Annotated in this window: 1 protein-coding gene; it reads left to right on the top strand. The window is 70.5% G+C overall.

Going from position 1 to position 584, the window contains the following annotated elements; translation table 11 throughout:
• Nucleotides 1–584, top strand: a 584-nt coding sequence (locus tag DT057_RS35150) for an autotransporter outer membrane beta-barrel domain-containing protein (protein ID WP_162501632.1), incomplete at both ends; no start/stop codon positions are given.

The following is a 584-nucleotide window of genomic DNA, read 5'->3' as shown; positions in this document are numbered from 1 at the left end:
GGCTACAACCAGGCCGGCGGCGGCCTGCTGGGCGGCGCCGACGTCGTCATCTCCCGCCTGACCAAGGCCGACGACGGCCTCATCCTGGGCGTCATGGGCGGCTACACCACCTCGACGGTGCGCCTCAACCAGGCCGCCGGCCGCCAGGACTACGACGGCGGCACGGTCGGGGTGTACGGCACCTACCTCAGCGGCCCGGCCTTCGTGGACGCGCTGTTCAAGGTCGACCTGCTCGGTCTCGACATCACGGCGCCGGGCCTGCGCCAGTCGACGGGGCTGCAGAACTACAACTTCACCACGAACGTGGGCTACCGCATCCCGCTCGAGCACGAGATCTACGTCGAGCCGACGGCGGGCCTGGAATACGTCTCGACGCACTTCAACCAGCAGGCGGCGCTCAGCGCGACGTCGGTTCCGCTGCGGGACGGGGACGCGCTGCGGGGCCGGATCGGCACGCGGGTGGGCACGGAGTTCGTGACCGGGGACATCCGGGTGGAGCCGAGCGTGACGACGTACCTGTACACGATCCTGACGGAGAGCGGCCTGTCGGGGGCGGTGAACGGGATCACGGGCGTGACGGGCCT

This window comes from Methylobacterium crusticola, from assembly GCF_003574465.1.
Taxonomy (GTDB): Bacteria; Pseudomonadota; Alphaproteobacteria; order Rhizobiales; family Beijerinckiaceae; genus Methylobacterium; species Methylobacterium crusticola.
Note: the sequence above shows the minus strand (reverse complement) of the source record. Positions and strands in the feature narration are given on the sequence as shown.